At 71.4% G+C, this 23,378-nt stretch carries 19 protein-coding genes; 14 read left to right on the forward strand and 5 right to left on the reverse strand.

The features are described from left to right. Window positions 1-399 precede the first annotated feature (399 nt). From ACSMXX_RS14835 to ACSMXX_RS14845, 3 genes are all read left to right on the forward strand, one after another. Entirely contained in the window at window positions 400-1,923 is a 1,524-nt protein-coding gene (locus ACSMXX_RS14835; RefSeq protein WP_473184499.1) for a PP2C family protein-serine/threonine phosphatase, read from the forward strand. 187 nt (window positions 1,924-2,110) lie between these two features. Then, entirely contained in the window at window positions 2,111-3,553 is a 1,443-nt protein-coding gene (locus tag ACSMXX_RS14840; protein ID WP_473184500.1) for an aminopeptidase P family protein, read from the forward strand. A gap of 226 nt (window positions 3,554-3,779) precedes the next feature. Further along, complete coding sequence (locus tag ACSMXX_RS14845; RefSeq protein WP_473184782.1) at window positions 3,780-4,781, forward strand: PP2C family protein-serine/threonine phosphatase; 1,002 nt, start codon at window positions 3,780-3,782, stop codon at window positions 4,779-4,781. Window positions 4,782-4,829: 48 nt separating this feature from the next. On the opposite strand, the gene ACSMXX_RS14850 is transcribed toward ACSMXX_RS14845, so the two are convergent. After that, a complete protein-coding gene (locus ACSMXX_RS14850) occupies window positions 4,830-5,312 on the reverse strand; it encodes an ATP-binding protein (RefSeq protein WP_473184501.1) in 483 nt (160 codons plus the stop codon). 246 nt (window positions 5,313-5,558) lie between these two features. Between ACSMXX_RS14850 and ACSMXX_RS14855 the strand changes: the two genes are divergently transcribed. The 6 genes from ACSMXX_RS14855 to efeB all read left to right on the forward strand — a co-directional run bounded on the left by ACSMXX_RS14855 (window position 5,559) and on the right by efeB (window position 12,488). After that, complete coding sequence (locus ACSMXX_RS14855) at window positions 5,559-6,467, forward strand: hypothetical protein (RefSeq protein WP_473184502.1); 909 nt, start codon at window positions 5,559-5,561, stop codon at window positions 6,465-6,467. A gap of 120 nt (window positions 6,468-6,587) precedes the next feature. Further along, window positions 6,588-7,319, forward strand: a complete 732-nt coding sequence (locus tag ACSMXX_RS14860; protein WP_473184503.1) for a YcnI family copper-binding membrane protein — start codon at window positions 6,588-6,590, stop codon at window positions 7,317-7,319. A 262-nt stretch (window positions 7,320-7,581) separates the two neighbouring features. Beyond that, on the forward strand, window positions 7,582-8,253 hold the full coding sequence (locus ACSMXX_RS14865) for an SCO family protein (protein WP_473184504.1): 672 nt from the start codon (window positions 7,582-7,584) through the stop codon (window positions 8,251-8,253). After that, window positions 8,250-8,759 carry a copper chaperone PCu(A)C gene (locus ACSMXX_RS14870; protein ID WP_473184505.1) on the forward strand — a complete coding sequence of 170 codons (510 nt, stop codon included), beginning with the start codon at window positions 8,250-8,252 and terminating at the stop codon, window positions 8,757-8,759. Before ACSMXX_RS14865 ends, ACSMXX_RS14870 begins: the two co-directional genes overlap by 4 nt. A 92-nt stretch (window positions 8,760-8,851) precedes the next feature. Continuing rightward, on the forward strand, window positions 8,852-11,032 hold the full coding sequence (locus tag ACSMXX_RS14875) for a copper resistance CopC/CopD family protein (RefSeq protein ID WP_473184506.1): 2,181 nt from the start codon (window positions 8,852-8,854) through the stop codon (window positions 11,030-11,032). Between the two features lie 205 nt (window positions 11,033-11,237). After that, window positions 11,238-12,488, forward strand: a complete 1,251-nt coding sequence (gene efeB, locus ACSMXX_RS14880; protein WP_473184507.1) for an iron uptake transporter deferrochelatase/peroxidase subunit — start codon at window positions 11,238-11,240, stop codon at window positions 12,486-12,488. Between the two features lie 141 nt (window positions 12,489-12,629). Here efeB and ACSMXX_RS14885 read toward each other — a convergent pair whose 3' ends face one another. Together ACSMXX_RS14885 and ACSMXX_RS14890 are read right to left on the reverse strand one after the other, a co-directional pair. Then, window positions 12,630-14,099, reverse strand: a complete 1,470-nt coding sequence (locus tag ACSMXX_RS14885) for an FAD-binding oxidoreductase (protein WP_473184508.1) — start codon at window positions 14,097-14,099, stop codon at window positions 12,630-12,632. Then, entirely contained in the window at window positions 14,092-14,811 is a 720-nt protein-coding gene (locus tag ACSMXX_RS14890; protein WP_473184509.1) for a TIGR03086 family metal-binding protein, read from the reverse strand. The genes ACSMXX_RS14885 and ACSMXX_RS14890 overlap by 8 nt, the downstream gene beginning before the upstream one ends. Before the next feature lie 173 nt (window positions 14,812-14,984). On the opposite strand from ACSMXX_RS14890, the gene ACSMXX_RS14895 reads away from it, so the two are divergent. The 5 genes from ACSMXX_RS14895 to ACSMXX_RS14915 all read left to right on the forward strand — a co-directional run bounded on the left by ACSMXX_RS14895 (window position 14,985) and on the right by ACSMXX_RS14915 (window position 20,951). Continuing rightward, entirely contained in the window at window positions 14,985-16,091 is a 1,107-nt protein-coding gene (locus tag ACSMXX_RS14895; protein ID WP_473184783.1) for a helix-turn-helix transcriptional regulator, read from the forward strand. After that, entirely contained in the window at window positions 16,088-17,377 is a 1,290-nt protein-coding gene (locus ACSMXX_RS14900) for a GDSL-type esterase/lipase family protein (protein WP_473184510.1), read from the forward strand. The genes ACSMXX_RS14895 and ACSMXX_RS14900 overlap by 4 nt, the downstream gene beginning before the upstream one ends. Window positions 17,378-17,450: 73 nt before the next feature. Then, on the forward strand, window positions 17,451-17,933 hold the full coding sequence (locus tag ACSMXX_RS14905) for a helix-turn-helix transcriptional regulator (RefSeq protein ID WP_473184511.1): 483 nt from the start codon (window positions 17,451-17,453) through the stop codon (window positions 17,931-17,933). Between the two features lie 5 nt (window positions 17,934-17,938). Beyond that, window positions 17,939-18,349 carry a VOC family protein gene (locus ACSMXX_RS14910; RefSeq protein WP_473184512.1) on the forward strand — a complete coding sequence of 137 codons (411 nt, stop codon included), beginning with the start codon at window positions 17,939-17,941 and terminating at the stop codon, window positions 18,347-18,349. Between the two features lie 205 nt (window positions 18,350-18,554). Continuing rightward, window positions 18,555-20,951: an ATP-binding cassette domain-containing protein gene (locus ACSMXX_RS14915; protein WP_473184513.1), complete on the forward strand. Its 2,397-nt coding sequence runs from the start codon at window positions 18,555-18,557 to the stop codon at window positions 20,949-20,951. A 144-nt stretch (window positions 20,952-21,095) separates the two neighbouring features. Here the strand turns inward: ACSMXX_RS14915 and ACSMXX_RS14920 are convergent, their stop codons facing one another. Next, entirely contained in the window at window positions 21,096-21,929 is an 834-nt protein-coding gene (locus ACSMXX_RS14920; RefSeq protein WP_473184514.1) for an HAD family hydrolase, read from the reverse strand. A gap of 32 nt (window positions 21,930-21,961) precedes the next feature. Beyond that, entirely contained in the window at window positions 21,962-23,239 is a 1,278-nt protein-coding gene (gene serS, locus ACSMXX_RS14925; protein WP_473184515.1) for a serine--tRNA ligase, read from the reverse strand. Window positions 23,240-23,378 lie beyond the last annotated feature (139 nt).

Consider the following 23,378-nt stretch of genomic DNA (forward strand, 5'->3'; position numbering starts at 1 on the left):
TGCTGGCCGTGCTGGCTGTGCCTGTCCGCCGAACCGGAAAGGGGGGAGGCCACTGCCTCATAAGACGCGTTGCTCCCTCACCGGGTTCCGTACCCGCGACAGCTGTGCCGATGCTCCGGCCTGCGCTTCCTCAGCGTCGTGGAAGCGAGCAGATGTGCGGGGCTGCTCCAGTCGACAGCAAATGCCGTCTCTCAGAGGCGATTTTACGCCAACATTGTGCAACCACGGCCCGCCCCCCTGCAGTCAACAACAGCACACGGACACCATTCGTAGTGCAAGGACGATGCTGGACATCCCGTTACTGCTACGTGTACATCTTGTGCATAGCCAGCGGAGCAGCGTGACATGGGGGTTTGCGATGCAATGCAGAGAGAGGAACCAAGGCGGGAGAACGCTCCCATGAGCTCCCCGCAGCGGTCGAAAGTGGCCGGATTCAAACCCGTGATCTCCCCGCCACCGCAGACTGCGCCCCCTGCTTCCGACGCGTCTTCGGAGCAGCTCGCCGCCGTCCACGACCGCCTGGCCAGCTGGGTAACGGATCTGACGACTCTTCAGGAACTCGCCGAACGCCTGTCGGGCACCGCCACTCTCGACGAGGCGCTGCGCGAGACGCTGCGCGCGGGCGCCACCCTCGTCGGGGCCCAGCGCGGCCTCGTCGCACTCGAACCCGTCGGCAGCGAAAGCCCTGAGCGGACCATCGGCCTCGGGCTCGGCCGTGCCGACATCGGCGAGCTGGAGACCGTGCCGCGCAACTCCTCCTCGTACGCGAGGATCCTCGACGGCCTCCCGTCCGTCCCGGAGCCCGCCGATGCCGTCCGCGCGCGCGACGCCGGCGGCACCGCGGACGAGGACGGCGCCCGCGGCGAGGACAGGGGCTACCCCGAGATCACCCACCCCGACATCGCCACAGACGACACGCTCGACCCCCGGCACCGCGAGGTCGCCGCGCGCCTCGGATACGCCGCCAGCTACGCGACCCGCATCGCCACGGCCGAGGCCCCGCGCATCGGAGCCGCCGTCTGGCTCTACGACGAGCCGGCCGAACCGACCGCCCGCCAGCGCCACCTGCTCGGCCTCTACCTCCGCTGCGCCAGCGAGCAGATCGCCCGCCACCTCGAACTCGCCCGTACGCGTGCTGAGCTGAGCGCTCTGCGCGAAGGGCTGCTGCCCAGCAGACTCCCCCGCGTTCCCGGCGTCGCGATGGCCGTACGGCATCTGACGGGCCCCGGAGGCGGCGGCGACTGGTACGACGCGCTGCCGCTTCCCGAGGGCGCGCTCGGCCTCTCCGTGGGCGGCGTCACCGGCAGCGGCCCCGGCACGGTCGCGGCGATGGGGCGGCTGCGCGCCTCGCTGCGCGCGTACGCGGTGATGGAGGGCGAGGACCCGGTCGCCGTCCTCTCCGACCTGGAGCTGCTGCTGCGCCTGACGGAGCCCGCGCGTTCCGCCACGGCCCTCTTCGCCTACGCCGAACCGTCCGTGCGCCGCATCCTGCTCGCGGGCGCCGGCCACTGCCCGCCGCTGATCGTCGGGGAGCACCGCACCGAGTACGTGGAGACGACGCTCTCCGCGCCGCTGGGCATGCTCGCCTGCTGGGAGGCGCCGAGCGTCGAGCTGTCGCTGTACGAAGGGGAGACGCTGCTGCTCTACAGCGACGGGCTGCTGCACCGTACCGGCGAGGAGATGGACCGGGCGTTCGCGCGCCTGCATGCCGCCGCCGAGTGCGCGCCGCCCGCCGTACGGGCCGATCCCGAGGCGCTCGTCGACCATGTGCTGCGCACGGCGCTGCCGGCCGGTGACACCGCCGGCTCCGGCTCCGGCCGGGCCGGGCAGCCGGGAAGTCACGGACAGCCCGCAGCCCAAGGACAGCCGGGGCAGCCCGGCGGAGCCGCCGAGGACGTCGTCCTGCTCGCCGCCCGCTTCTGAGACGCCGCCCTCCCGCCTGCCTCCGGCAGCAGCGGCTCTCCGCCTCCCCGTCCCCAGCCGTTCCCGCCTTCCCGTACGGAGCGGGCTCGCCCCCGGCCGCGGCCGCAGGCCCGCATGACCAGCTTCCGCGGGTAACCGGGCACCCATACGATGGAAGGCGGTCGAACACCGGAACCAGGAGGCAGACGTGGCGGAATCCGCTGACGAGCAGCCGATCAAGCAGCGGAAGAACGGCCTCTACCCGGCCGTCTCCGACGAGCTCGCCGAGAACATGAAGACCGGCTGGGCCGACACGGAGCTGCGCGGACTCGAGCCCGTCCCGCAGGCAGGGCACACCGCTGACCGGCGTGCCCGCCTCTCCGCCCGCTTCCCCGGCGAGCGGCTGGTGATTCCCGCGGGCAACCTCAGGACCCGCTCCAACGACACCGAGTACAGCTTCCGCGCATCCGTCGAGTACGCGTACCTCACGGGAGACCAGACGGAGGACGGCGTGCTCGTCATGGAGCCGGACCCGGCGGGCAGCGGACACCAGTCCACGCTCTACCTGCTGCCGCGCTCGAACCGGGAGAACGGCGAGTTCTGGCTGGACGGCCAGGGCGAGCTGTGGGTCGGCCGCCGCCACAGCCTCACCGAGGCGCAGCAGCTGTACGGAATCCACTGCGCCGACGTCCGCGACGTCACCGGTGAACTCCGCGCGGCGACGGGCCCGGTGCGCGTCGTGCGCGGCTACGACCAGGCCGTGGAGGGGGCCCTGACCGACAAGGTCACCGCCGAACGCGACAGCGAGTTCCAGGTCTTCCTCTCCGAAATGCGCCTGGTGAAGGACGACTTCGAGATCGGCGAGATGGAGAAGGCCTGCGCTTCGACGGTGCGCGGCTTCGAGGACGTCGTGCAGGTGCTGGACCGGGCGGAGGCCACCTCCGAGCGCTACATCGAGGGCACCTTCTTCCTCCGCGCACGCGTCGAGGGCAACGACATCGGCTACGGCTCGATCTGCGCCGCCGGCCCGCACGCCACGACGCTGCACTGGGTACGCAACGACGGCGCCGTCCGCTCCGGCGAACTGCTGCTGCTGGACGCGGGAGTCGAGACGCACACCCTCTACACGGCCGACGTCACACGCACCCTGCCCATCGGCGGCAGCTTCACCGCGCTCCAGCGGAAGATCTACGACGCGGTTCACGAGGCGCAGGAAGCGGGCATCGCCGCCGTCAAACCCGGCGCCAAGTACCTGGACTTCCACTTGGCCGCGCAGCGCGTTCTCGCGACGAGGCTCGTGGAGTGGGGCCTGCTGGACGGCCCCGTCGAACGCGTACTGGAGCTGGGGCTGCAGCGCCGCTGGACGCTGCACGGCACCGGCCACATGCTCGGCATGGACGTGCACGACTGCGCCACCGCACGCCGCGAGAGCTACGCCGAGGGCACGCTGGAGCCCGGAATGTGCCTGACCGTGGAGCCCGGACTGTACTTCCAGCCCGACGATCTGACCGTCCCGGAGGAATACCGCGGAATCGGCGTACGCATCGAGGACGACATCCTCGTCACGGCCGACGGCAACCGGAATCTCTCCGCGGGCCTGCCTCGCAGCAGTTCGGACGTCGAGGCCTGGATGGCGCGTCTGAAGGGCTGATCGCCACATCTCGCCCAAGGGCCGTAGGACAGCGGCCCGTACAGGGACCGGCACGACCGGTCACGACGGATTCCGCACACGGTTTCGTCATATCACTGGTCCTGAATCGGGCTTACATGCCTAACCTTGCATGTGTCCGGCATCCGTCATCGGTCGAGGAAGAGAGCTCAGGGTGGTCACGCTTCAGTTCCGGCCCCGCCTGCTGGCTGCGCTCCCCTTCATCGCGATGGGCATCGTCGTCCTGGTCGACGTCTTCGCGGGCCCCGCGATCGGCTTCCTCCCGATGATGGCCCTGGGGCCCGCGTTCGCGGGTCTCATCGGGAACGTACGCCGCAGTGTGCTGATCGGCGCCATCGCGCTGGCGCTGTCGCTGATGCTCAGCATCTTCAACTCCCAGGTGGACGACCGCCGCGGCTACACGACGCTCATCTCCGTCGCCGGCGTCGCCGTCGCCGGTGTCGCCGCGACGGCGATGCGCAAGCGGCGCGAGGCCGAACTGGCCAGCGTGCGCTCGATCGCGGAGGCCGCACAGCGGGTGCTGCTGCGCCCGGTGCCGCGCAGCGCCGGACATCTGCGCGCAGCGGTCTCCTACACCTCGGCGGTGGCCGAGGCCCGTATCGGCGGCGACCTGTACGAGATGGTGACCTCGCCCACGGGCGTACGGGTCATCGTGGGAGACGTGCAGGGCAAGGGACTCGAAGCGGTCGAGACGGCGGCGGTCGTGGTGGGCGCGTTCCGGGAGGCCGCATACGACGAGGCGGACCTGATGGCCGTCGGCAAGCGGCTTGAGAGAGCGCTGGCCAGGCATCTGCTCGGTGAGAAGTTCGTGACGGCGGTACTGGCCGAGGTGCGCGAGCGGGACGGCATGACGCTTCTCAACTTCGGCCACCCGGCGCCGCTGATGATCCGCCCGGACGGCTCCGTGCACTTCGCGGAGCCTCCCGAGCGTGCCCTGCCGCTCGGCCTCGACATCGAGGAGGGTCCGGCACCGGAGCCGCACCTGGTGAAGTTCGTGCCGGGTGACCAGATGCTCTTCTACACCGACGGCGTGACCGAGGCCCGCGACCGCACCAACCGCTTCTACCCGCTCGACGAGCGCGGCGACCTGCTCAAGGATCCGGATCCTGACGCGGCGCTGGCGGCCGTACGGCTGGATCTCGCCGATCACATGGGGGCTCCGCCGCACGACGACGCGGCGATGCTGCTGCTGCGCTACCGGGACCAGTAGGCGCGCTGAGGTCGTTCAGCCCGCGGGTCGGTTCAGCCGCTGGGTCGTTCAGCCGGCCGCGAGCAGCGGGCTGCCGCCGCTCCGTTCCGTACGCCCGTCGCCTGCCGGAGCGCCGTCCCGGTGCTGCCACTTGAGGGTCTTGTCGAAGGTGACCACGGCTCCCCCGTGGCCTGGCCGGTTCCGTACGCGCACATGGTCGGCGAGCGACTCGATCAGGAACATGCCGCGGCCGCTCTCCGCGTCCACGGGCAAGCTCGGCGGCAGGGCGGAGGTGCGGAAGCCGGGGCCCGAGTCGGCAACCTCGATGCGGCACTGGTCGCCGTCCAGGTACGTGGTCACGCAGTAGGCGTCCGAGTGTTCGCCCCGGCCGTGCTCGACGGCGTTCGCACACGCTTCGGAGAGCGCGAGCGACAAGTCGTACGAGATCTCGCTGTCCACCCCGGCGCTGTCCATGGCATCGAGAAGCAGCCGCCGGGCGAGCGGCACGCTGGCAGCTTCGCGCCTCAACTGGAGACACCACCACATGCTCATGCTCAACCCTCCACAGGCCGAGGCTCGACGGTCGGCCCCTAAGGACCACCCCGGCCATGGGCATACGTATTGCCGGTTGCGCGGGCGGTACGCACCCGTGTCTGCGCATCCCGTCCTATCGGAGGACGCCGTGCGGTCCGGCTGCGCGACCGCCTTCCCCGGACAGGGACGACGGGTACGCATGATTCCGGGCGTTTCGACCCCTGGGGGTTGCAGATGCGGACTCGGTGAGATGATGACGCCGCCATGACTGCCGGGGCGGATCTCAGACTCGTGCGGGCCGCGGTGTTCACCGCGGTCTGTGTGACGTTGTCCGCTGCCGGTCACTCGCTGACGGGCGGGCAGCAGATGCCCCTGTGGTCGCTGGGGCTCGGCTTCGCCGTCGTCTTCGCGGTCGCGGCGCCGCTGGCGGGGCGGGAGCGGTCGCTTCCGGGGATAGCCGCGCTGCTCGCGGCCGGCCAACTGGCGCTGCACACCCTCTTCGTATGCGGACGTCCGGCAGCCGGAGGCGCGGCGGCGCAGTCGTCCGCGGCGCACGGCGGGGCACACGCGGACGCCGCTCACGGCGGTGACCTGCGCAGCCTCGCCGCGCGGCTGCTCTGCGACGAGCAGTCCGCGGGCAGCATGAGCCAGTCCCGGGCACGTCAAGTGGTCTCCGACGCCGGGCTCGACGCCGACCGGGTCGGCGGAGGCGCCGGTCACGCCGGGCACACCGGACATGCCGGTCACGCCGGTCACGGGGGCCATGACGCGGCCGGCACCGCCGCGTCCGCCGCCGACACCCCCCTGGAGTGCCTGCGCACCGCCGCGCACGCCGCTCTCAGCCTGTTCGACGGCCCGATGCTCCTGGGCCACGTCCTCGCCGCGCTCGTACTCGGCTGGTTCCTGCACCGCGGCGAGGCGGCGCTGTGGCGCCTGGTCCGGCTCTCGGCGCGCTCGGCGCGAGTGGCCGTACGGCATGTGCGGGCGTCGCTCGGCGCGGCCGTCGCCTGCGTACGGGCGCTGCGCGGCGATCTGATTCCCCGGATGCCCGCACGAACCGGCTTCCGGGAAGCGGACGCGCACGGAACGGCCCGTTCCGTGCTGCTGCACCACTCGGTGAGCAGGCGTGGTCCGCCACGGCGGCCGCAGGAGAGCTTCGCGCTCGCGGCCTGACGCACGGCGCCCGACGACGGAACGACGGCGTGCGCGCTCGCCGCGCACCCACTCATGTGCTGATACGTCCATGACGTACGTCCATCACGCGTTCCGTCGTGTCTTTCAGGAGCACTCACCATGCAGACCAGTACGCGCCGCCGTGTGACCACCGTCGGCGCTCTCGCAGCCACATCCGTACTGCTGTGCGCGGGGCCCGCCCTCGCGCACGTGTCCGTCGACCCTGAGAACGCCGAGCAGGGCGGCTACAGCGTCGTCAACTTCAAGGTCCCCAACGAGCGCGACGACGCCTCCACGACCAAGCTCGAGGTCAACCTGCCCGAGGACCAGCCGCTCGCGTCCGTGATGCCGCAACCGGTCCCCGGATGGGACGTCAAGGTCACCAAGTCCAAGCTGGACAAGCCGATCGAGATGCACGGCGAGAAGATCACCGAGGCCGTCACCAAGATCACTTGGACCGGTGGGGAGGTGAAGAAGGGCGAGTTCCAGCAGTTCCCGGTCTCCATGGGCGAACTGCCCAAGGACGCCGACCAGATCGTCTTCAAGGCGCTCCAGACGTACGACGACGACCAGGTCGTGCGCTGGATCGAGGAGCCCGAGGAGGGGCAGCCCGAGCCGGAGAACCCGGCCCCGGTGCTGAAGCTCACCCCGGCGGGCGCCGAGGGCTCCGACGCCAAGGGCGGCGCGGCCGGCTCGGAGAACGCCTCAGCGCAGAGCGGCACTTCCGACTCCGGTGACGGCGGCGGGGGTGGAACGGACACCACGGCCCGGGTGCTCGGCATCGCCGGCCTGGTCGCCGGAATCGCGGGGGTCGCCTTCGGCGTGCTCGCGGGACGGCGGCGCAACGCCTAGACCGAACAGGCGGGCTGGGCGCCCGTGCCGCCGTACCCGCGCGGTACGGGCGCCCAGCCCCCGTCGACCCGTTCGCACGGCGCCCGTTCCGGGTTCGCCGGCCGTACGGCAGCAACGCTGCGGCAGTGACGCCGGGTGCCGGCGATGTGCCGACGGCATACCGACGACGTGCCGGCGCATCGACGCGCCTGCGCAGGAACACACGGCCGCAGCGAAGCAGCGACGCAGCGACGCAGCGACAAGTCAGAAAGCAATTTGCTCTATGCGTAAGACCACGACTCTCACCGCCGCCGCGCTCGCCACGGCGGGCGTCCTCGCCCTGACGGCGTGCGGCGGCCCGGGTGGCGGAAGCGGCGAGGAGGGCGGCAGCGACAAGGCCGTCGCCTCCGCCGAGCCGCAGAAGAAGGGCGGGGTGGTCCTCGACCAGCCCTTCGAGAAACCCGATCTCACCCTCACCGACACCAAGGGCGAGGAGTACGACCTGATCGAGGAGACGAAGGGCAAGCCGGTGCTGATGTACTTCGGCTACACCCACTGCCCGGACGTCTGCCCGCTGACGATGAGCAACATCGCCGTTGCCAGGTCCAAGCTCACGGCGGAGCAGAAGAAGAAACTGCAGGTCGTCTTCGTCACCTCCGACCCCGAGCGCGACAAGCCGAAGGAGCTGGGGAGCTGGCTGCGCGGCCAGGACCCCTCCTTCACCGGGCTGACCGGCGACTTCGACACCATCCGGGCGGGCGCGCGCACCGTCGGCGTCAACATCGAGCCGTCGTACAAGAAGAAGAACGGCGACGTCGTCTCGACGCACGGCGCGCAGCTCCTCGCCTTCTCGCCGAAGGACGACAAGGCCCACGTCCTCTACACGGAGGGCAACACCACACCGGAGATCCTCGAGAAGGAACTCCCCGCGATCATCAAGGGGGAGAACCCGTGAACTTGAACGCTGCCTTCCGCGGACGGCGCTGCGTCGCGCTGCTGTCGGTGACGGCCGGGCTCGCCGCGCTCAGCGCGTGCGGCCCCGGTTCCGGACCGGGTTCGGATGCCGATTCCGTCTCCGGCTCAGGGGGCTCCAAGCCGAAGCTGTCCGTGAGCGGCGCCTACATGCCGGAGCCCGTGACGGGCGACATGGCGGGCGGCTTCCTCACCGTGAAGAACACCGGCGGCACCGCCGACAAGCTGACCTCGGTCGAGAGCAGCGCCTTCGGTGAGGCGCAGCTGCACAAGACGTCCGATCAGCAGATGCAGCAGGTGAAGTCGCTGCCTGTGCCCGGGGACGGGACGCTGCGGCTGAGCCGGGGCGGAAACCACATCATGTTCCTCAAACCGGAGCGGAAACCGGTGAAGGGCGAGAAAGTGCAGGTGACGCTCCACTTCAGCGAGTCCGGCGACATCAAGGTATCGATGCCGGTCGAGGCGACGAACTTCGTACCGAAGAAATGAGGGACTGACTCGTGCCGTTCACCACCAGGCGTCCCCTTCTGCGAGTGAGAACGCAGCCGCGAGTGCGACCGCACCCGCGTCGGCGTCCGCACGTGGGCGCCGCCGGGCGACGTGCGACACCCGCGGCGCTGCTTCTCGCGCTGCTGGGCACGGTCCTGTGCGCGCTGCTCACCGTGCTCGCCACCGCCGCCCCGGCGTCCGCGCACGCGGTGCAGACCGAGAGCAGCCCGGGGGAGGGCCGGGTGGTGAACAGCCCGCCCGAGAAGGTCACCGTGACCTTCTCGGAGGGCGTCTCGATGTCGGACGGTTCGATACGTGTGCTCGGGCCGGACGGCAAACGGCTCGACACCGACAAGGTCAGCGAGGTCGCCGGCAAGGCGAACACCCGTGCCGTGACCCTGAAGCCCGACGGGCCGAAGGGGACTTACACCGTCGCGTGGAAGGCCGTCTCGGACGACAGCCACCCGGTCTCGGGGGCATTCACGTTCTCCGTGGGTCATCCGTCGCAGACCTCGGCGAACGTCGCGGACGAGACTCAGGGGACGGGCGGCGGCCCGGTCGGAGCGACGTACCATACGGCGCGTTACGCGGCATATGCGGGCTTCGTCCTGCTGGTGGGCGGCGGCGCCTTCGTCATGATCTGCAGGCCTCAGGCCTCCGCGGTGCGGCGGGTGCAGCGGCTCGTGGTCGCGGGATGGCTGACGCTCACCGCCGCGACCCTGCTGATGCTGTTGCTGCGCAACGCGTATACGGGGACGGGGCAGTTGAGCGAGGTCTTCGACCTCGCCGGCCTGAAGAGCGCACTCGGCTCGAAGCCCGGCGCCGCCCTCGCCGCGCGGCTGCTGCTACTGGGCACGGCGGCCGTGATCGTCTCCGTGCTCTTCGGCTCGTACGGCCGACGCGAGGACGAGCACGGCGAGCAGGGCGAGCAGGGCGAGCAGGAGGCGCGGAACGATCGGGAGGCCCAGGACGAGGAGCGGGACGCGGCCCAGGACGAGGAGCGCGGCCGCGACGTCACGCTCGGGCTCGTCCTCGGCGGCGGCGTCGTCGCCGTCGGGCTGGCGGCGACCTGGGCGATCGCGGAGCACGCCTCCACCGGTCTGCAGACGCAGGTGGCGATGCCCGTAGACGTCGTTCACCTGCTGGCCGTCGCGGTATGGCTGGGCGGGCTGGCCTCTCTCCTGACGGTGCTCCACCGTGGGCCGTCTCCCGGGCGCCCGGTCGTACAGCGCTTCTCGCAGGTCGCCTTCGGCAGCGTGCTGGTGCTGGCGGTGACGGGGCTGTACCAGTCGTGGCGGCAGCTCGGCACGTTCACGGCGCTCACCGGCACGGCGTACGGGCGGCTGCTGCTGGCGAAGCTTGCCCTGGTGGTCGTCCTCGTCGGCGTCGCCTACGTCTCCAGGCAGTGGACGGCGCGGCTCGGCGACGTGCGTGAGAACGCCGGCAAGGACGCGAATGCGGATGCGGATGCGGAGACATACGCAGACGCAGACGCTTCGGCAGACGCGGACGAGAGCGCGGACACCGCGGTGCGGGCGGAAACGCCTGCCGCCGTCGGGGCCTCGGCCCCCGGGGCCACAGGCTCCGCGGCCGGCCCGGACGCGGCCGCCGGCACCGAAGCCGGCACCCAGCCCGGGACCAAGCACGGCACCGGCACCGGCACCGGCACCGGCACAGGCAAGACCGCACGAGAGGCCCAACTCGCCCGCCAGCGCGCCGCCGTGACCCGCGAGCGCCGCAGGAAGGACCGCGAGGCCGACCCCGAGCGTGCCGGTCTGCGTCGCTCCGTACTCACCGAGACCGCCGTCGCCGCAGTGCTGCTCGTCGTGACGACGGCACTGACGAGCACCGAGCCCGGCCGTACGGAAGAGCTCACCGCTGCGGGAAACAAGCCGGGCGCCGCCACCGGACAGACACGTGTGGGCACGTCGATCAAGCAGAAGATCCCGTTCGACACGGGCGGGAAGAACGGCAAGGGCACGGCCGTACTGCTGATGACGCCCGGCCAGGCGGGCGGCAACTCCCTGCGGGTGATGACCGAGGGCCGGGACGGCAAGCAGCTGGCAACCGAAGAGGTGAAGGCCTCGCTTACCCTTCCCGAGCAGGACCTCGGCCCGTTCTCGGTCGAGTTCGAGCGGATCAACAAGGCGAAGGGGCGCTGGCGTTCGGAGACGGTTCAGCTGCCGATGCCGGGACGGTGGAAGGCCTCCGTCACCATCCGCACCTCCGACATCGACCAGGTCACCGAGAGCAAGACGATACGGCTCGACTGACGCGGAAGAGCACCCACTTCGGACGCGGCACTACCCACAAACGGATCATTCATGTGATTACCGCTACGTTCCAGGAGATATAGCTCAACAGCACGGACACGGAACGATGTCCAGCCGGGAGCACGAGCCCGAGCACGCATGAACGGGCGAAGCCGAAGGCCCGCTACCGCACCCCGCCCATGCCGGACCACGCCAGGAAGCATTCATGACTCAGCACGACCACGAACCCCAGGGCGTCTCACGCCGTCGCCTCGTCAGCACAGTCGGAGCAGCGGGCGCCACAGGTCTGGCCGTCGGCGCCACAGGCGGCGCGGTCGCTCAGGCCGTGGCCCGGGACGATCGCAAGGCCCCCACGCCGCTCTCGTCCGTCGGTTCGACGCGGGTGCCCTTCCACGGAAAGCACCAAGCCGGCATCACCACGCCGTTGCAGGCCTTCGGTCATCTGCTCGCCTTCGACCTCGCCTCCGGAGCGGGCCGGAAGCAGGCCGCGGCTCTGCTGAAGCGCTGGTCGAGGACGGCGCGCGAACTGATGGCGGGCGAGTCGACGGCGGACTCCACGGGCGTCGCGCTCGACGCAGGGCCCTCCTCGCTGTCCGTCACCTTCGGCTTCGGCCGCTCCTTCTTCTCCCGTACGGGCCTGGAGAAGGAGCGTCCCCGCGAACTGGCACCGCTCCCCGAGTTCTCCGGGGACGCACTCGACAAGGACCTCTCGAACGGCGACCTGTGGGTGCAGATCGGCTGCAACGACGGGCTCGTCGCCTTCGACGCGCTGCGCGAGATCCAGCGCCAGGCCGACGGCACGGCACGGCTTCGCTGGCAGATGAACGGCTTCACCCGCACTCCCGGCGCCACCCGGCGCCCCATGACGATGCGCAACCTGATGGGGCAGGTCGACGGCACCAACAACCCCAAGCGCTCCGAGGACGACTTCGACAGACGCATCTTCGTGCCCTCGTCGTCGTCCCCCGCCTGGATGGCGGACGGCTCGTACGCCGTCGTACGACGCATCCGGATGCTGCTGGACACCTGGGACAAAAAGTCGCTGAGCGAGCAGGAGAAGGTCATCGGCCGCCGCAAGTCCGACGGCGCCCCGCTCACCGGCGGCTCCGAGGACACCGACCCCGACCTCGAACAGCGGGAGGGCGACGGATCCCCGGTCATCGCCGCGGACGCCCACGTACGGGTCACGGCACCCGCGACCAACGGCGGAGCCGCGATGCTGCGGCGGCCCTTCTCGTACCACGACGGTTTCCGCGACGACGGGGCGCCCGACGCCGGTCTGCTCTTCATCGCATGGCAGGCCGATCCGCAGCGCGGCTTCGTGCCGGTGCAGCGGAAACTCGACCGGGGCGACGCGCTCTCGCGCTTCATCCGCCATGAGGCCAGCGGGCTGTTCGCGGTTCCCGGCGGGCCTTCGAAGGGCGAATACGTGGGGCAGCGCCTGCTGGAGGGATGACCGCAGCGCGCCGGTACGGCCTGTCCAGGGTTGCCGTCCCGGCGCGCTGCTCTGTTCTGCGCGACTGCTGACGCGGTGTTCGGCCTCGGCTGATGGCGCGCCGGGTGCCGCGCCTGCTGGCCCGGCACCCGCGCCCTCCCGCTACGGGCCCGGGCTCCCCCGCTCCCCGTGCGGCATGTCGCCCAGTGCCCCGTTATGGAAGCGGAAGAGGTTCGCCGGGTCCGTCGACGCCTTCAGTGCAGCGAGACGCCGGTGGTCGTCCGGCGCGTACGCGGCCCGCACCCCGCCGGGCAGCGCCCGCGCGGAGCGCCCGTAGCGGAAGCCCGGATTCGAGCCGACCGTCCACGGCGCCACCGAATCCAGCACTCGCTCCTGGAGCCCGTGCAGCTCCGCGGGCCCCGGTCCGGACCCGGCGCCGTCGAGCACCGAGAGCACGATCAGCAGATATCCCGCGTCCCGGCCGCCGACCGCGTTCGGCACCTCGGGTGCCCGCGACAGCGCACCGCCCATGTGACGCAGGTTCAGCACCGTCATCGCCGGAGCGTGCGGACCGGTCAGCTCCGCCGCGCGACGCAGCGCCGCACGGTCCGGCAGCCGCTCGCCGAGCAGCACGTTGCCGCCCTGGTACGAGTGAGGCCGGTCGGGTTCGTTGTAGACGCTCGCGGACTCCGCGTACGGCATGGTCCGCAACGTCTCCGAGATGCGCGGCCCGGCAGCGCGCAGCGGCGCCACCAGCCGCTCACCGTCCGCTTCGCCGCCGTTCCAGGCGATCTGAACCTGCGCCACGTACCGGCCGCGAAGACCTGCGGGAAGCACCGGGAGATCCGGAAAGCACATCAGCGTCACCGACGAGGTGAGCTGCTCCGGCACCGTCGCCGTCCACTCGCGCCACGCCTCCAGCACGTCCTCGGCATGCTGCCCGTCGAAGACCAACTGGCCGCCGTAGAACCGCTCGACGGGCACCAGCCCGATCTCCAGACCGGTCACCACGCCGAAGCCGGCCCCGCCTCCGCCGCGCAGCGCCCAGAACAGCTCGGGATCGCTGTCCGCCGTCACGCGGCGCACGCGCCCGTCGGGTGTGACGATCCCGGCAGCGCGCACATGGTCGGCCGCGTAGCCGAACTCGCGGGCGAGCAGCCCGACACCGCCGTTCAGCGTGAATGAGACCGCACCCACGCCCGGACCCGAACCGCTCAGCGGAGCCAGCCCGTACCGGGCGGCCTCCTCGACGACCGCGCCCCAGCGCACGCCCGCCCCGATCCACGCCGTACGGGCGCCGGGGTCCACGTGCACTTCCGTCATGCGGCGCGTACTGACCAGCACACCGCCGGGAAGGGGCAGCGACAGGCCGTGCCCGGTCGCCTGTACGGCCAGCGGCAGCCGGTGCGTGGCCGCGTACTCCACCGCCGCGGACACGTCCGCGGCCTCTGTCGCGCAGACGATCACATCGGGGTGGTGCCGGTAACCCGCCTGGAAACCGGCGGCCTCGTCCGCGAACTGCTGCGCGTCGGACGGCAGCAGCACCGGGCCGCGGACGGCGCCGGCGGGGAAGGCGGGCGTGCCGACGGGGCCGGGCGCCGGGCCCGTCGAGCGGTGCGCACCGTCACCCACGGCCGCTGCCGCCGCCGCTGTCCTGCGTCGGGGTGGTGCCCTGCGTCGAGGTGCCCTGCGTCGAGGTGCCCTGCGTGGACGTGCTCTGCGCTGCGGGCGTCCTGCCCAGCCAGGCCACCAGCCGGCCGTAGTCGTCCGCGCCTTCCGAGACGGGCACCGGAGGGCCGAACGGAACGCCCTCGCCGCGTTCCTCGGGCACCGCCTGGCGGGCCACACCCAGCGCGAACGTCGCCAGAGCGGGATCGAGCAGATCCTGCCGTCCCAGGGCCTGCGCCAGATCCCAGGAGTGGGTGACCGCTTCCATCACGCTGCCCGCCACGACGAAACGGCCCGGCATCGTGCCCCATGGCACCGTGACGGGAGCCTCCAACTTCGCGTCGTCGGCCCAGGCCGCCGCGAAGCGCTCGCGGGCCCGCGCATACGGCTCCGTCCAGCCCTCCTCCGGTACGCCGGAGACCCCCGAGTCGACCTTCGCCGCCGGGTCGACCTCGCCGGGGCCGCCGCCCTCGCCGGCCTGGGCGATGCGGAGGGTGCCGCCGACGACATGGCTGAGGAGCGCGCCCACGTCGAATCCCTCGCAGGGTGTGGGGGCGGTGAGCTGCCCTGGCTGAACGGCGGCGAAGACAGAGGTCATCTGATCGGCCGCCCGCTCGAAGGCGGGGCGCGGATCGGCCGAGGGGTCAGGAGTGGCGGCAGACGGTTCGGCGTGCATGGGAACAGCTCCGTTCGGGAGTCGGGCGATCGGACAGGCCGGGCGGCCGGTTCCGGGGTGGGCTCGGTTCTGCGTCCCAGGAGACAGCCCCGGCCCCGGCCCGGCCTGCGGACGGAGAGACCCTCCCCCCATTTCCTGACACCCACCGTCAGGTTTCCGGCATGCTGGTGAACGTGAAGTCGGACCGTCTGCTCTCGATCCTGCTGCTGCTCCAGACCCACGGCCGGGTGAGCGCCGACGAGCTCGCCCGGCGCCTCGAGGTCTCGACCCGCACCATCTACCGCGACGTCGGCTCCCTCTCCACCGCGGGCGTCCCCGTCTACGCCGAGCGCGGCAGGCACGGCGGCATCTCGCTGCTCGCCGGGTTCCGCACGGACGTCACCGGCCTCACCTCGGACGAGGCACGGGCCCTGTTCGTACTCGCCGCGCAGGGCGCGCACTCCGCCCTCGGCCTGGACGGCGCACTGGGCTCGGCCCTTCGCAAGGTGATGGCCGCCCTGCCCGCACCGCACAGGCCGGCCGCCGAACTCACCAGCCGCCGGATCCTCGTCGACCCGGACCGCTGGCTGACCCGGCCGCAGCCCTCGGTGGACCTCGACACCCTCAACACGGCCGTCTTCACGGACCGGCGGCTGCGCATCCGCTACCGGCACGGCGGTGAGACCGCTGTGCACACCTACACCGTCGACCCGTACGGGCTGGTGGCGAAGGCCGGCACCTGGTACCTCGTCGCGGACAGGCGCGGCCGCGGGCAGCTCTTCCGCGCCGACCGCATCCTGGACGCCGCCCTGACGGAGGCGCCCGTACAGCGCAGGCAGGGGGTCGAACTCGCCGACGCCTGGGAGGTGTTGCGGCGCCAGGTGGAGGAGCGGCCCGCGAACGTACGCGTCGAGGTCCGGGTGCGGCGGGGGCGTCTCGAGATGTTCCGGCGCATCGTCGGCCCGTTCGTACTGGACGAGGACGACCCGGCACGCGACGACCCGGACGAGGACGCGGACGACGCGGAGGAGCCGGAAGCCGACAGCTGGGTCCCCGTCCGCCTCGCCTACCCCGTACTGCAAGCAGCCCGCCAGCTCCTGCAGTTCGGCGGGGACGTCGAAGTGCTGGAACCCGCCGCCGTCCGGGCGGAGTTGGCCCGCGCCGCCGCATCCGTCACGGCCCTGTACGCCGAAGACGCCACCGCCGGACAGAAGATCACGCCCGGTGCACGCCCAGGCGAACGCGAAGGGCCGGAAACTCATGTGCGGAGCGGCCGTCCGGATGACAGCTTGAGGTCATGAACGCCCGCCGCACCCCCGTTCCCGGACCGGATTCCAGCCCGGATTCCAGCCCGGTTTCCAACCCGTCCGGCCCGTCCAACCCGTCCGGCCCGTCCTCCGCGACGGGCTGGATCACCACGCCCGTCACCGCGGACCTCCTCCGCGGCGCCCTCGACGTCGAGGACACCGAGCACGGGGTGCTGCCGCACCGGCTGCCCGCCCGAGCCCGCGCACAGTGCACCGACGGGCAGCTGGCCGTCGCGGAGGCCCAGCCGTCGGGCGTCCGGCTGGCCTTCCGCACCCGCGCCACCGCCGTCGAACTGGACACGCTGCGCACCAAGATGGCCTACGTGGGTGCCCCGCCCCGCCCGGACGGTGTGTACGACCTGCTCGTCGACGGCCGTCTCGCCAAGCAGGCCGGTGTGCCGGGCGGCAACGTGCTGACGGTGGACATGGTCGCCGGATCCGCGGAGACCCGGCCCGGCCCGGTCGGCACCGTCCGCTTCTCCGGCCTGCCCGACCGGGTGAAGGACGTCGAGATCTGGCTGCCGCACAACGAGATGACCGAGCTGGTCGCCCTGCGCACCGACGCCCCCGTCGAGACCCCGCGCGACCCGGGCCGCAGGGTGTGGCTGCACCACGGCAGCTCGATCAGCCACGGTTCCGACGCCGCGAGCCCCACCAGGACCTGGCCCGCGCTGGCCGCCTCCCTCGGCGGCGTGGAACTGATCAACCTCGGCATGGGCGGCAGCGCCCTCCTCGACGCGTTCACCGCCCGCGCCATGCGCGACACCCCCGCGGATCTCATCAGCGTCAAGACCGGCATCAATCTGGTCAACGCCGATGTGATGCGTCTGCGGGCCTTCACCCCGGCGATGCACGGCTTCCTCGACACCATCCGCGAGGGACATCCGGCCACGCCGCTGCTGGTCGTCTCACCCGTCCTGTGCCCGATCCACGAGGACACCCCGGGCCCCAGCGCCCCGGATTTCACGGACATCGGTGAGGGGCGGCTCCGGTTCCGGGCCACGGGCGACCCCGCGGAACGGGCCGCCGGGAAGCTGACGCTCAACATCATCCGGGACGAACTGGCCCGTGTCGTCAAGCAGCGGGCAGCCGACGACGCGAACCTGCACCTTCTCGACGGCCGCGAGCTGTACGGGGAGGCGGACTTCGCGGAGCTGCCGCTTCCCGACCAGCTCCACCCGGACGCCGCCACGCACCTCCGCATCGGTGAGCGCTTCGCGGCCCTGGCCTTCGGCTCCGGGGAAGCCGGGGGAGGACCGTTCGCCGCCGGGAGCGCCTGAGCCGCATCCGGGCCCTCCCCGGAGGGGGCGGGATCGCTGGGCAACTCCCCCGCGTCGTGGCACGATCGAGCATGTGACCAGCAGACCCTCCCCCGCGGCCGCACCGCCGCGGGGAGCGCCCCCGGCGGCGCGGAACCTGCGCGACCTCGCACGGCTGCGGCGGGTCCGTGACCGGATCGACCGGGAGTACGCGCAGCCGCTGGACGTCGAGGCGCTCGCCCGCGGCGCGCACATGTCGGCGGGGCATCTCAGCCGCGAGTTCCGGCTCGCCTACGGCGAGTCGCCGTACGCGTATCTCATGACGCGGCGCATCGAGCGGGCGATGGCGCTGCTGCGCCGTGGCGGCATGAGCGTCACCGAGGTGTGCTTCGCGGTCGGCTGCTCGTCGCTGGGCACCTTCAGTACGCGCTTCACCGAGCTGGTCGGTGTGCCGCCCAGCGTCTACCGGCGGCAGGCGGCCCGGGCGACGGCGGGGATGCCGCCGTGCGTGGCGAAACAGGTGACCAGACCGGTCAGGAATCGAGAAGCGCGGGCCGGCCACGCGCGTCTAGCGTGACCGGCATGGACATCACCATTCACGCGAGTTTCCTCCCGCACGAGGACCCGGACGCATCCCTGGCCTTCTTCCGCGACACCCTCGGCTTCGAGGTCCGCATGGACGTCGGCTACGAGGGGATGCGCTGGATCACCGTCGGCCCCGCAGACCAGCCCGGCACCTCCATCGTGCTGTATCCGCCGTCCGCCACCCCCGGCATCACCGACGAAGAGAACCGCACCATCGCCGAGATGATGGCCAAGGGCACCTACGCCAGCATCGTCCTGGCCACCCCAGACCTCGACGGCACTTTCGAACGGCTGCAGGCCGGCGACACCGAGATCGTCCAGGAACCGGTCGACCAGCCCTACGGCGTCCGCGACTGCGCCGTACGGGACCCGGCAGGCAACCACCTCCGCATCCAGGAACTGCGCTGACCGACCCGTCCGGCGGCCGCGGCGGTGACCTGAGCGCAGGAGCCGGGCGGCCACGGCCCGGAGCCGCCGACAAGGCTGCCGGCGGACCGTTGCCACAGACCGCGCCTACGAAGTAGAACCAGACCTACCGCTCGAAGCCGGTCAGATCGGGCCAGGCGACGCCGACGGGGATCGCGAGCGCCCCCGTCTGACAGATGGAGACACCATGAGCACCGCCAGGACGGATACGCAGTCGCCTGCGCCGCACGTCGCCGACAGCCACGACCTGATCCGCGTGCACGGCGCGCGGGAGAACAACCTCAAGGACGTCAGCATCGAGATCCCGAAGCGCCGGCTTACGGTGTTCACCGGCGTCTCCGGCTCGGGCAAGAGCTCGCTGGTGTTCAACACGATCGCCGCCGAGTCGCAGCGGCTGATCAACGAGACGTACAGCGCGTTCGTGCAGGGCTTCATGCCGACGCTGGCACGGCCCGAGGTCGACGTGCTCGACGGTCTGACGACCGCGATCATCGTCGACCAGCAGCGGATGAGTGCCGACCCCCGCTCCACGGTCGGCACCGCCACCGACGCCAACGCCATGCTGCGCATCCTCTTCAGCCGGCTCGGAGAGCCGCACATCGGCTCGCCCAACGCGTTCGCCTTCAACGTCCCCACCGTGCGGGCGAGCGGTGCGATCTCCGTCGGCGACAAGAAGGCGGTGAAGCAGACCTTCACGCGCACCGGCGGCATGTGCGCGCGCTGCGAAGGCCGCGGCACGGTCTCCGACATCGACCTCACCCAGCTCTACGACGACTCCAAGTCGATCGCCGAGGGCGCCTTCACCATCCCCGGCTGGAAGTCGGACAGCTGGTGGACGGTGCGTACGTACGCGGAGTCGGGCCTCCTCGACCCGGACAAGCCGATCCGCGAGTACACCAAGAAGGAGATGCACGACTTCCTCCACCGGGAGCCGACCAAGGTGAAGGTCGAGGGCGTGAACCTCACCTTCGAGGGGCTGATCCCCAAGATCCACAAGTCGTTCCTCTCCAAGGACCGGGAGGCGATGCAGCCGCACATCCGGGAGTTCGTCGACCGGGCGGTCACCTTCACCACGTGCCCCGAGTGCGACGGCACCCGCCTCAGCGAGGCGGCACGGTCGTCGAAGATCGAGGGGATCAGCATCGCCGACGCCTGCGCGATGCAGATCAACGACCTGGCCGAATGGGTCCGCCGCCTGGAAGAGCGGTCGGTCGCGCCGCTGCTGACGGCGCTGCAGCACACGCTCGACTCGTTCGTCGAGCTCGGGCTCGGCTACCTCTCGCTCGACCGGGCGTCGGGCACGCTCTCGGGCGGCGAGGCGCAGCGGGTCAAGATGATCCGCCACCTCGGCTCCTCGCTCACCGACACGACCTACGTCTTCGACGAGCCCACCATCGGCATGCACCCACACGACATCCAGCGGATGAACGACCTGCTGCTGCGGCTGCGGGACAAGGGCAACACGGTGCTCGTCGTGGAGCACAAGCCGGAGACGATCGCCATCGCCGACCACGTCGTCGACCTCGGCCCCGGAGCCGGGACGGCGGGCGGCAGCGTCTGCTTCGAGGGCACCGTCGAAGGGCTGCGAGCCGGCGGCACCGTCACCGGCCGCCACTTCGACGACAGGGCCGCCCTGAAGAAGACGGTACGGAAGTCCACCGGAAAGCTGGAGATCCGCGGCGCCACCACCCACAACCTGCGGGACGTCGACGTGGACATCCCGCTCGGGGTGCTCTGCGTGGTCACCGGCGTCGCCGGCTCCGGCAAGAGCTCGCTGGTGCACGGGTCGCGGGCCGGCAGCTCGGTGGCCGACGGCGAAGGCGTGGTGTCGATCGACCAAGGCGCGATCCGCGGCTCACGACGGAGCAACCCGGCGACGTACACCGGCCTGCTGGACCCCGTCCGCAAGGCGTTCGCCAAGGCCAACGGCGTGAAGCCGGGGCTGTTCAGCGCCAACTCCGAGGGCGCCTGCCCCAACTGCAACGGCGCCGGAGTCATCTTCACGGACCTGGCGATGATGGCCGGCGTCGCCACCACCTGCGAGGAGTGCGACGGGAAGCGGTTCCAGGCGTCGGTGCTCGAATACCACCTCGGCGGCCGCGACATCAGCGAGGTGCTCGCGATGTCGGTGGCCGAGGCCGAGGAGTTCTTCGGCGCCGGCGATGCGCGGCTTCCGGCCGCGCACCGCATCCTCGGCCGGCTCGCCGACGTCGGGCTCGGCTACCTCCACCTCGGCCAGCCGCTCACCACGCTGTCCGGCGGCGAGCGGCAGCGGCTCAAGCTGGCCGTCCACATGGCGGAGAAGGGCGGCGTCTACATTCTCGACGAGCCGACCACCGGCCTCCACCTCGCCGACGTGGAGCAACTGCTCGGCCTGCTCGACCGGCTGGTCGAGGGCGGGAAGTCGGTCATCGTCATCGAGCACCACCAGGCGGTCATGGCGCACGCTGACTGGATCATCGACCTCGGCCCCGGGGCCGGCCACGACGGCGGCCGGATCGTCTTCGAGGGCACCCCCGCCGATCTCGTCACCGGCCGCTCCACCCTCACCGGCGAGCACCTCGCGGCGTACGTCGGCTCCTGAGCGGGGGGCGCTGGCGGGCCGTGGAGGCCGTCGCAGAACAGGGCCGCAGCCCGGAACCACCGTGCGGCCCACGGCAGTTCAAGGCGGTTCGCCTACGGGTCCCGCCCCGCCCTGCCGTCCCACCCGGCCGCCACCTGCCGTGTGTCACTCGCCGAGCAGGCGCTCCAGCACCACCGCGATGCCGTCCGCGTCGTTGGATCCGGTGATCTCGTCGGCCACGGCCAGCAGTTCGGGATGCGCGTCGGCCATCGCGACGCCGTGGGCCGCCCATCCGAACATCGGGATGTCGTTCGGCATGTCCCCGAACGCGATCGTCTCCCGCGCCGAGACGCCCAGCCGCCGGGCCGCGATCGACAGGCCCTTCGCCTTGCTGAGCCCGAGCGGCAGCATCTCCACGAGATCCTCGCCCGACATCGTGATGCTCACCAGGTCGCTCGTCACGGCGCGGGCGGCCTTCGCCAACCCGTCTGCGCCCAGGGCGGGGTGCTGGAGGTAGAGCTTGTTGAGCGGCGCCTGCCACAGCTCGTCCCGGTCGGCACACGGCACCGCGGGCAGCCCCTTGCCCTGATCGCGGTAGCCGGGGCCGACCAGTACGTCGCCGTCGATGCCGTCCTGCGAGGCGGCCAGCAGGAGCGTGGCGCCCGTCTCCGCCTCGATCTTGCTCACGGCCAGCTGCGCCAGCCGCCGGTCCAGCGTCACAGACGTCAGGACACGCTCCGCACCCGCGTCGTAGACCTGCGCGCCCTGCCCGCACACGGCCAGCCCCTTGTACTCCAGGCCGGCCAGGATGTGCTTCGTCCACGGCACGGCACGGCCCGTCACGACGATGTGCGCCACGCCCCGCGCGGACGCGGCGGCGAGCGCCGCGCGCGTACGGGCCGAGACCGTCGCGTCGTCACGCAACAGCGTGCCGTCGAGGTCGGTCGCGATCAGGCGGTACGGGAACCGGCCGCCGTCGCCGGTGCCGTTGGAGGACACGCTTGTCACTCCGCTCGCGCCACTCGCGCCGCTCACTTGGCCACCGGCTCCAGAAGCTCCCGTCCGCCCAGATACGGACGGAGCAGCTCCGGAACGCGGACCGAGCCGTCCGCCTGCTGGTGGTTCTCCAGCAGCGCGATGATCGTGCGGGGCACCGCGCACAGTGTGCCGTTGAGCGTCGCCAGGGGCCGGACCTGCTTGCCGTCGCGCATGCGGATCGACAGCCTCCGCGACTGGAACTCGGTGCAGTCCGAAGTCGACGTCAGCTCGCGGTACTTGCCCTGGGTCGGGATCCACGCCTCGCAGTCGTACTTGCGGGCGGCGGAGGAGCCGAGGTCGCCCGTCGCCACGTCGATCACCTGGAAGGGCAGTTCAAGACCGGTGAGCCACTGCTTCTCCCACTCCAGCAGGCGCAGATGCTCGGCCTCGGAGTCCTCCGGCACCACGTACGAGAACATCTCGACCTTGTCGAACTGATGGACGCGGAAGATCCCGCGGGTGTCCTTCCCGTACGAGCCGGCCTCGCGCCGGAAGCAGGGCGAAAAGGCGGCATAGCGCAGCGGCAGCCGGGAGACGTCGACGATCTCGTCCATGTGATAGCCGGCGAGGGGGACTTCGGAGGTGCCGACCAGGTAGAGGTCGTCCTGCTCCAGGTGGTACACGTCCTGCGCGGCCTGGCCGAGGAAGCCGGTGCCCTCCATGGTCTGCGGCTTGACGAGGGCCGGGGTCAGCATGGGCGTGAAGCCCGCCTCGGTGGCCTGCGCGACCGCGGCGTTGACCAGCGCGAGTTCGAGCAGGGCGCCGATGCCGGTGAGGTAGTAGAAGCGCGAGCCGGAGACCTTGGCGCCACGCTCGACGTCGATCGCGCCGAGCAGCTGCCCGAGTTCGAGGTGATCCTTCGGCTCGAAGCCCTCCGCCGAGAAGTCCCGGGGCGAGCCGATCGTCTCGCGGACGGTGAAGTCCTCCTCGCCGCCGACCGGAACGTCGGGGTGCACGAGGTTGCCGAGCAGGCGGAGCAGGCGCTGGGTCTCCTCGGCGGCTTCGTTCTGCTCGGCGTCGGCGGCCTTCACCGCGGCGGAGAGTTCGCCTGCCCTCTTCAGCAGTTCGGCCTTCTCGTCGCCCTCGGCCTTGGGGATCAGCTTGCCGAGCTGCTTCTGCTCGGAGCGCAGTTCGTCGAAGCTGACGCTGGACGACCTTCGCCGCTCGTCGGCGGAGAGCAGGGCGTCGACGACGCCGACGTCCTCTCCACGGGCGCGCTGGGATTCGCGGACACGGTCGGGGTCGTCGCGGAGCACTCGGAGGTCAATCACCCCGTCAGGGTACCGGTGGGGGCACGGCGGCTCGACTGAGTACCCGCCGCCGCGGAACTCCCTGAATCTCCATGCCTCTTGCCCGGATTCACGCGGGCCGCGGCCCGGCCCGGGATGCTCCGCGGACGGGTGTGTGCGG

This window comes from Streptomyces sp. DSM 116795 (assembly GCF_055792905.1).

What these genes read in the sequence shown, in the direction of transcription:
- ACSMXX_RS14835 (WP_473184499.1), top strand. Translation starts at nt 400, where the DNA reads ATGAGCTCCCCGCAGCGGTCGAAAGTGGCCGGATTCAAACCCGTGATC.
- ACSMXX_RS14845 (WP_473184782.1), top strand. Translation starts at nt 3,780, where the DNA reads ATGGGCATCGTCGTCCTGGTCGACGTCTTCGCGGGCCCCGCGATCGGC.
- ACSMXX_RS14850 (WP_473184501.1), bottom strand. Translation starts at nt 5,312, where the DNA reads ATGAGCATGTGGTGGTGTCTCCAGTTGAGGCGCGAAGCTGCCAGCGTG.
- ACSMXX_RS14855 (WP_473184502.1), top strand. Translation starts at nt 5,559, where the DNA reads ATGACTGCCGGGGCGGATCTCAGACTCGTGCGGGCCGCGGTGTTCACC.
- ACSMXX_RS14860 (WP_473184503.1), top strand. Translation starts at nt 6,588, where the DNA reads ATGCAGACCAGTACGCGCCGCCGTGTGACCACCGTCGGCGCTCTCGCA.
- ACSMXX_RS14865 (WP_473184504.1), top strand. Translation starts at nt 7,582, where the DNA reads ATGCGTAAGACCACGACTCTCACCGCCGCCGCGCTCGCCACGGCGGGC.
- efeB (WP_473184507.1), top strand. Translation starts at nt 11,238, where the DNA reads ATGACTCAGCACGACCACGAACCCCAGGGCGTCTCACGCCGTCGCCTC.
- ACSMXX_RS14890 (WP_473184509.1), bottom strand. Translation starts at nt 14,811, where the DNA reads ATGCACGCCGAACCGTCTGCCGCCACTCCTGACCCCTCGGCCGATCCG.
- ACSMXX_RS14900 (WP_473184510.1), top strand. Translation starts at nt 16,088, where the DNA reads ATGAACGCCCGCCGCACCCCCGTTCCCGGACCGGATTCCAGCCCGGAT.
- ACSMXX_RS14910 (WP_473184512.1), top strand. Translation starts at nt 17,939, where the DNA reads ATGGACATCACCATTCACGCGAGTTTCCTCCCGCACGAGGACCCGGAC.
- ACSMXX_RS14915 (WP_473184513.1), top strand. Translation starts at nt 18,555, where the DNA reads ATGAGCACCGCCAGGACGGATACGCAGTCGCCTGCGCCGCACGTCGCC.